Below are 6,169 nucleotides of genomic sequence, written 5' to 3'. Positions count from 1 at the left end.
CGCCGACCGGGCGGCGGTGGCCGCCGGGCTGGGCGGGCTGGCCGGGGCCGCGGTGACCGACCGGGCCGGGTTCGTCGCCCAGTCCGACAAGGCGATGGAGGTCAACGGCTGGGCCAACACCGTGATGGCCGCCGTGCTCGGCGGGTTCGCCGCCGTCAGCGCCGCCAACACCCTGGTGATGACGGTGCTGGACCGGCGCCGCGAGGTCGCGCTGCTGCGGCTGGCCGGCACCACCCGGCGCCAGGTGCGCGGCATGATGCGCTGGGAGGCGCTGCTGGTGGCCTCGACCGGGCTGGCGGTCGGCGCGGTGATCGCCGCGGTCACCCTGGTGCCGGTCGCCCGGGGCGTGGCCAACTCCGCCCCGTACGTCCCGCCGATGCTGGCCCTGCCGCTGGCCGCCGGAGCCGTGCTGCTCTGCCTCGCGGCGACCGGGGTGCCGGTCCGGGCGCTGCTGCGGACCCGGCCGGCGGGGCTGGGCGCGGCGCGCCAGTAGCGGGCCCGCGGGAGGCGAGGAAGGGGGTGCTCTTGAGGACGACTCAAGGGCACCCCCTTCCTTCGGGTGAGAACGACGGCCCCGAGCGGGCGGTCATGGGGACCACATGACGGTCCGATGACCTTTTCAAGAGCTGATCGTGACGTCGCATCAGTTACGCTCGCGCCCGCCCCGCCAGACCGTCGACGCAGAGAGTAGCCCGACCATGAGCAGTCCTCCTGCCGCCCCCGCGCCCCGCTGGCCGCTGATCCTGCTGCGTACCTCCACCACCCTGCTCGCCCTGCTGGCACTGCTCCAGGTCATGCTGGCCGGCAGCTTCCTGAACGGCACCTACGACTCCCTGAAGGACCACGAGGGCAACGCGATGATGCTGGCCACCGTGGTGGTGCTCCAGCTCGCGGTGGCCGTCGCCGTCCGGTGGCCCGGCCGGGGCCCGCTCTGGCCGCTGTGGACCACCGCCCTGCTCACCGTCGCCGTCATCGGCCAGATCACCGCCGGCTACGCCCGGGCGCTCGGCGTGCACGTCACGCTCGGCGTGCTGCTGGTCAGCGGCGTGCTGTTCGGCCTGGTCGGCGCCTGGCGGCTGCCGCTGCCGGCCCGGGAGGCGCGGGTCGTCGGCGGTCCGGACGGCACCGGGCGGCTGCCGCGCCCCGGCGGACCGGTCGAGGTGGTCAAGTGAACCGGCGCCGGTTCCTGCGCGTCGGCGCCTCCGTGCTCGGCGCGGGCGCCCTGGTCTCCGTGGCCGGCCCCTCCGTTGCCCGGCTGCTCGCCGAGGGCCGCCCCGGGCAGCTGCTGAGCAGCGAACTCGACCTGCCGGAGGCCTTCCGGGCCGCGCTGCCGGTGCCGACCGTGCTGCAACCGGTGCGCACCGACGCGACCGCCGACCACTACGAGATCACCCAGCAGGTCGCCCGGCTGGAGATCCTGCCCGGGGTGCGGACCGAGGCCTGGACGTACGGCGGCGGCTTCCCCGGGCCGACCGTGGTCACCCGCTCCGGGCGGACGGCGGTGGTCAAGCACCGCAACGAGCTGCCGGTGCCCTCGGTGACCCACCTGCACGGCGGGCACACCCCGGCGGACAGCGACGGCTACCCGGTGGACCTGCTGCTGCCGGTGGGGTCCTCGCCGGACGCCGCCCAGCAGGCCGGCGGCATGGCCGGGATGGCGGGGATGGCCGGGATGTCCGGGACGGACCACGCCGCCGCCCGCACCGCCGTCGGCGAGCGCAGCTACACCTATCCGGGCAAGCAGCGCGCCGCCACCCTCTGGTACCACGACCACCGGATGGGCTTCACCGGCCCCGGCGTCTGGCGCGGACTGGCCGGCTTCCACCTCGTGCACGACGACGAGGAGGACGCGCTGCCGCTGCCGCGCGGCGAGCGGGACCTGCCGCTGATGATCACCGACCGCTCCTTCGCCGCCGACGGCTCCTTCCGCTACCCCGCCGTCGACCCGCAGCTCGCCGAGCCGGGCGTCACCGACGCCTACGCCAACGGCGTGCTCGGCGACGTCATCCTGGTCAACGGCGCGCCCTGGCCCCGGCTGGACGTCGACCGGGTCCGCTACCGGCTGCGGCTGCTCAACGCCTCCAACGCCCGGCTCTACCGGCTCGAACTCGACCCGCAGCCGCCCGGCGGCGACGCCCTGGTCCAGATCGGCTCCGACGGCGGCCTGCTCGCCGCCCCGGTCCGGCACGACGGCATCGAGATCGCGCCCGCCGAACGCTTCGACGTCGTGGTCGACTTCTCCCGCTACCAGCCCGGCACCCAGGTCCGGCTGGTCAACCGCTTCGGCAGCGGCCGGACGGCCGAGGTGATGCGCTTCGACGTCACCGCGAAGCAGCCGGCCGACGACGCGACGGTGCCCGACCGGCTCGCCGCCGTCGAGGCCCTGGACGCCTCCGCCGCCGTCGCCACCCGCGACTTCACCTTCCGGCGCAGCCGCGGCGACGGCTGGACCATCAACGGCCGCCCGTACAAGCCGGGGGAGTCCATCGCCACGCCCGCCCTCGGCGCGGTCGAGCTCTGGCGCTTCTCCACCGACCTGCACCACCCGGTGCACGTCCACCTCGACCACTTCCAGGTGATCGGCCGCAACGGCGCCGACCCGGGCCCGTACGACGCGGGATGGAAGGACACCGTGGACCTGCGCCCGGCCGAGGCGGTGGAGGTGCTGGTGCGCTTCACCGACTACGCGGGGGCGTACATGCTGCACTGCCACAACCTGGAGCACGAGGACATGGCGATGATGGCGGACTTCACGGTGCGCTGAGCCGCCGGGGTTCACCCGGACGGCCGACCGCCGGAGGGCGCGCGCTGCGCCCTCCGGCACCCGTGTCCTAGCCTCGCGGGGAGGAGGGGACCCGCCGACGCCCGGAGCCGCGCCATGACCACCCCCGCCGAACGCCGCCGGCACGGCCGGGCCGCCCGGGAGCGGGTCTCCCGCTCCGCCCACGGCCGGTGGATCCCCGCCGCCGACCGGCCCGACCCGCTCGGCGTGCTGGAACGGCAGGGCGCGGACCGGGTCGCCCGGCTGCTGCCGATCCGCCACGGGCGGATGGCGGAGAGCCCGTTCGCCTACCTGCGCGGCGCCGCCGCCGTCCTGGCCGCCGACCTCGGCGCCCTCCCCGACACCGGGCTCACCGTCCAACTCTGCGGCGACGCCCACTTGTTGAACTTCGGCCTGTACGCCTCGCCGGAGCGCGCGCTGCTCTTCGACGTCAACGACTTCGACGAGACCTTCCCCGGCCCCTTCGAGTGGGACGTCAAACGGCTCGCCGCCAGCGTCGCCGTCGCCGCCCGCGACAACGGCCAGGACGATCGGCGGGCGCGCCGGGCCGCGCTCGCCGCCGCCCAGGGGTACGCGACCGCGATGCGGCGGCTGGCGGGCCGGGGCGAACTCGACGTCTGGTACGCCCGGGTGGACACCGCGCAGCTGCTGCCGCTGCTCGCCAAGCCCCGGCAGCGCAGGCGGGCCGAGGCCGAGTTCGCGCGCGCCCGGCGCCGCACCAGCCTCCAGGCCTTCGGCAAGCTCACCGAGGAACGCGACGGACGGCGCCGGATCATCAGCGCGCCGCCGCTGATCGAACCGCTGAGGAAGACCGAACTGCGCGGCGTCGGCAAGGTGTTCAGCGACTACCGGGCCACCCTCGCGGAGGACCGCCGGGTGCTGCTGGACCGCTACCGGTTCGTCGAGGCGGCCACCAAGGTGGTCGGCGTGGGCAGCGTCGGCACCCGTTGCTACATCGTGCTGCTGGAGGGCGGGAACGGGCACGACCCGCTGTTCCTCCAGCTCAAGGAGGCCGGCCGGTCGGTGCTGGAGGACCACCTGCCGCCGCTGCGGGCGGACGCCGAGGTGCTCGCCCACCACGGCGGCCGCCGGGTCGTCACCGGCCAGCACCTGATGCAGGCCGCCAGCGACATCTTCCTCGGCTGGACCACCGGCCCCGCCGGGCGCCACTTCTACGGCCGCCAACTGCGCGACATGAAGGGCTCGGCGGACATCGCCGACTTCCGGCCCTCCGGCCTGCGCGCCTATGCCGACCTCTGCGGCCGCACCCTCGCCCGCGCCCACGCCCGCACCGGCGACCGCCTCGCCATCGCCGGCTACCTCGGCAGCGCCGACACCTTCGCCGAGGCGGTCGCCGACTTCGCGCTGCGCTACGCCGACCGGACGGCGGCCGACCACGGCGAGCTGGTCGCGGCGATCGCCGACGGGCGGGTGGCGGCGACCCCGGGGGTGTGAACCGTGGCCGGGGGAGGGCGAGTTCGGCGCGGCCTTCGGCGCCGGTGGGGTCAGCGGGGCCGCAGGCCGTCCAGGACCAGCCCGAAGAGGTGGTCGCGGCGCTCGGCGAGGGTAGGCCCCTGGTCGGCGGTCCAGCTCAGGGCGTTGACGAGGACGAAGACGTCGAGCGCCGTGACGTCCGGGCGGATCAGTCCCTCCCGCTGGGCGGCGGCGAGCAGCCGCCCGCCCGCCTGGCGCATCCGCAGGCAGCTCGCGTGCAGGGCGGACTCCGGGTCCTGCAGGGTGGCCATCAGGGTGGCGGGCAGGCCCCGGTAGGCGGCGGCGTCGAGGAACTCGTGGAGCCAGGTGGTCAGGGCGGGGCCGGCCGGTTCGGCGGCGGCGAGGGTGTCGGCGCGGGCGGTGAGGAGTTCGAAGCGGCGGCCGAGCAGGGCCGCCAGCAGGTCCTCGCGGGTGGGGAAGTGCCGGTAGAGCGTGCCGAGGCCGACCCCGGCGCGGCGGGCGACGTCCCGCAGGGAGGCCTGGGTGCCCTCGTCGGCCATCAGGGCGGCCGCTTCGGCCAGGATTCGGTCGCGGTTGCGCTGGGCGTCGGCGCGGGGCGCCGTCTGCGGTTCAAGGGGCATGGGATTCCTCGCCGTTGACAACTGGAGCACTGCTCCGGTTAGCTTTCCGGAGCGGCGCTCCGGATTCTAGTCGGAGCCCGTCCGTCCTGCGTCGGGGGAGAACACATGGCCACGGAGAACACGATGAAAGCCGTCCGGCTGCACGCCTACGGCGGGCCCGAGGTGCTGCGGTACGAGGAGGTGCCGAGGCCCGTCCCGGGGCCCGGAGAAGTGCTGGTCCGCGTCCACGCGGCGGGCGTCAACCCGCCCGACTGGTACGTCCGGAGCGGCTTCACCACCATCCCGGCCGAACGGCGGCCCGACTGGCCGCTGCCGCTGACCCTCGGCACCGACGTCTCCGGCGTGGTCGCGGAACTCGGCGGCCCCGACACCGGCTGGAACGTCGGCGACGAGGTCTTCGGACTCCTCGGCTTCCCCGGCCGCCCGTCCGGCTACGCCGAGTACGTCGTCGCGTCGGCCGCCGACCTGGCGCGCAAGCCGGCCGCCCTCGGGCACGTCGAGGCCGCCGCCGTCCCGATGGCCGGGCTGACCGCCTTCCAGTTCCTGTACAAGCGCCTCGGCTACGCCGGGGGCGGATCGGCCGTGGTGGTCGGCGCGGCCGGCGGGATCGGACACCTCGCGGTCCAACTCCTGCGCCTGGCCGGGGCGGAGGAGGTCGTCGCGGTCGCCTCCGGGCGGCACGAGGAGTTCCTGCACGGCCTCGGCGCCGACCGCTTCGTGGACTACACCCGCACCCCGGCCGCCGAGGCCGTCCAGGGCGCCGACCTGCTGGTCGACACCGTCGGCGGCCCCGAGGCCCACCGCCTGCTGGGCGCCCTGCGGCGCGGGGGTCGACTGGTGTCCTGCTTCCTCGGCGACTACCGGCCCGAGCGGGCCGCGGAACTCGGGGTGGCCCTGAACGAGGGCCTGTGGCAGGTCCGTTCCAGCGGCGGCGACCTCGCCGAACTCGCCCTTCTGCTGGCGGACGGCCGGGTCCGGGTGGCCGTGGACGGCGTCTACCCGTTGCGGGAGGCCGTCGCCGCGCACCGCCGGGCGGAGCGGGGGCACATCCAGGGCAAGATCGTGCTGCGGGTGGTCGGGTAGCGGGGGAGGGGGCGTGCCGGGGCCGTACGGGGGTCGGTCCCGGCAGGCAGTCACCCTGCGTCGGGCTGCGGCGCGGGTCGTCGCGGGTGGGGGAGCCGGCTGTCAGGGCCGGTCCCCGGCGGGGCATCACCGGGCCACCGGCCGCCGTGGGCGGCGGAGTTGCACCGTCGGGGCCGGTCTCCTGGGTGCCGGGCCCGGCCCCGCCGCCCGGGCGATCGACAGGCGCCGG

Annotated in this window: 6 protein-coding genes; 5 read left to right on the top strand and 1 reads right to left on the bottom strand. The window is 75.8% G+C overall.

The features are described from left to right. The 4 genes from AE652_RS33105 to AE652_RS33090 all read left to right on the top strand — a co-directional run. Positions 1-493 (top strand): ABC transporter permease (locus tag AE652_RS33105; protein ID WP_159028621.1); only part of this gene is annotated, 493 nt, incomplete at its 5' end. Positions 494-698: 205 nt separating this feature from the next. After that, positions 699-1,172, top strand: coding sequence for a hypothetical protein (locus AE652_RS33100; RefSeq protein ID WP_049658344.1), 474 nt, complete (start codon positions 699-701; stop codon positions 1,170-1,172). Next, positions 1,169-2,764 (top strand): multicopper oxidase family protein, encoded by a 1,596-nt coding sequence (locus AE652_RS33095; protein WP_049658341.1) that lies wholly within the window; start codon positions 1,169-1,171, stop codon positions 2,762-2,764. The genes AE652_RS33100 and AE652_RS33095 overlap by 4 nt, the downstream gene beginning before the upstream one ends. A 114-nt stretch (positions 2,765-2,878) precedes the next feature. Then, complete coding sequence (locus AE652_RS33090; RefSeq protein ID WP_049658339.1) at positions 2,879-4,237, top strand: DUF2252 domain-containing protein; 1,359 nt, start codon at positions 2,879-2,881, stop codon at positions 4,235-4,237. 50 nt (positions 4,238-4,287) lie between these two features. On the opposite strand, the gene AE652_RS33085 is transcribed toward AE652_RS33090, so the two are convergent. Further along, on the bottom strand, positions 4,288-4,857 hold the full coding sequence (locus AE652_RS33085; RefSeq protein ID WP_049658338.1) for a TetR/AcrR family transcriptional regulator: 570 nt from the start codon (positions 4,855-4,857) through the stop codon (positions 4,288-4,290). A 105-nt stretch (positions 4,858-4,962) separates the two neighbouring features. On the opposite strand from AE652_RS33085, the gene AE652_RS33080 reads away from it, so the two are divergent. Continuing rightward, complete coding sequence (locus AE652_RS33080; RefSeq protein WP_063780350.1) at positions 4,963-5,940, top strand: NADP-dependent oxidoreductase; 978 nt, start codon at positions 4,963-4,965, stop codon at positions 5,938-5,940. Positions 5,941-6,169: the final 229 nt, after the last annotated feature.

The organism is Kitasatospora sp. MY 5-36 (assembly GCF_001182915.1).
Classification (GTDB): domain Bacteria; phylum Actinomycetota; class Actinomycetes; order Streptomycetales; family Streptomycetaceae; genus Kitasatospora.
The sequence above is the reverse complement of the archived record's forward strand: the minus strand, read 5'-3'. Positions and strand labels throughout refer to the sequence as shown.

Excerpts from the sequence above, each read along its gene's own strand:
- AE652_RS33100 (WP_049658344.1), top strand. The coding sequence starts at position 699 with ATGAGCAGTCCTCCTGCCGCCCCCGCGCCCCGCTGGCCGCTGATCCTG.
- AE652_RS33090 (WP_049658339.1), top strand. The coding sequence starts at position 2,879 with ATGACCACCCCCGCCGAACGCCGCCGGCACGGCCGGGCCGCCCGGGAG.
- AE652_RS33085 (WP_049658338.1), bottom strand. The coding sequence starts at position 4,857 with ATGCCCCTTGAACCGCAGACGGCGCCCCGCGCCGACGCCCAGCGCAAC.
- AE652_RS33080 (WP_063780350.1), top strand. The coding sequence starts at position 4,963 with ATGGCCACGGAGAACACGATGAAAGCCGTCCGGCTGCACGCCTACGGC.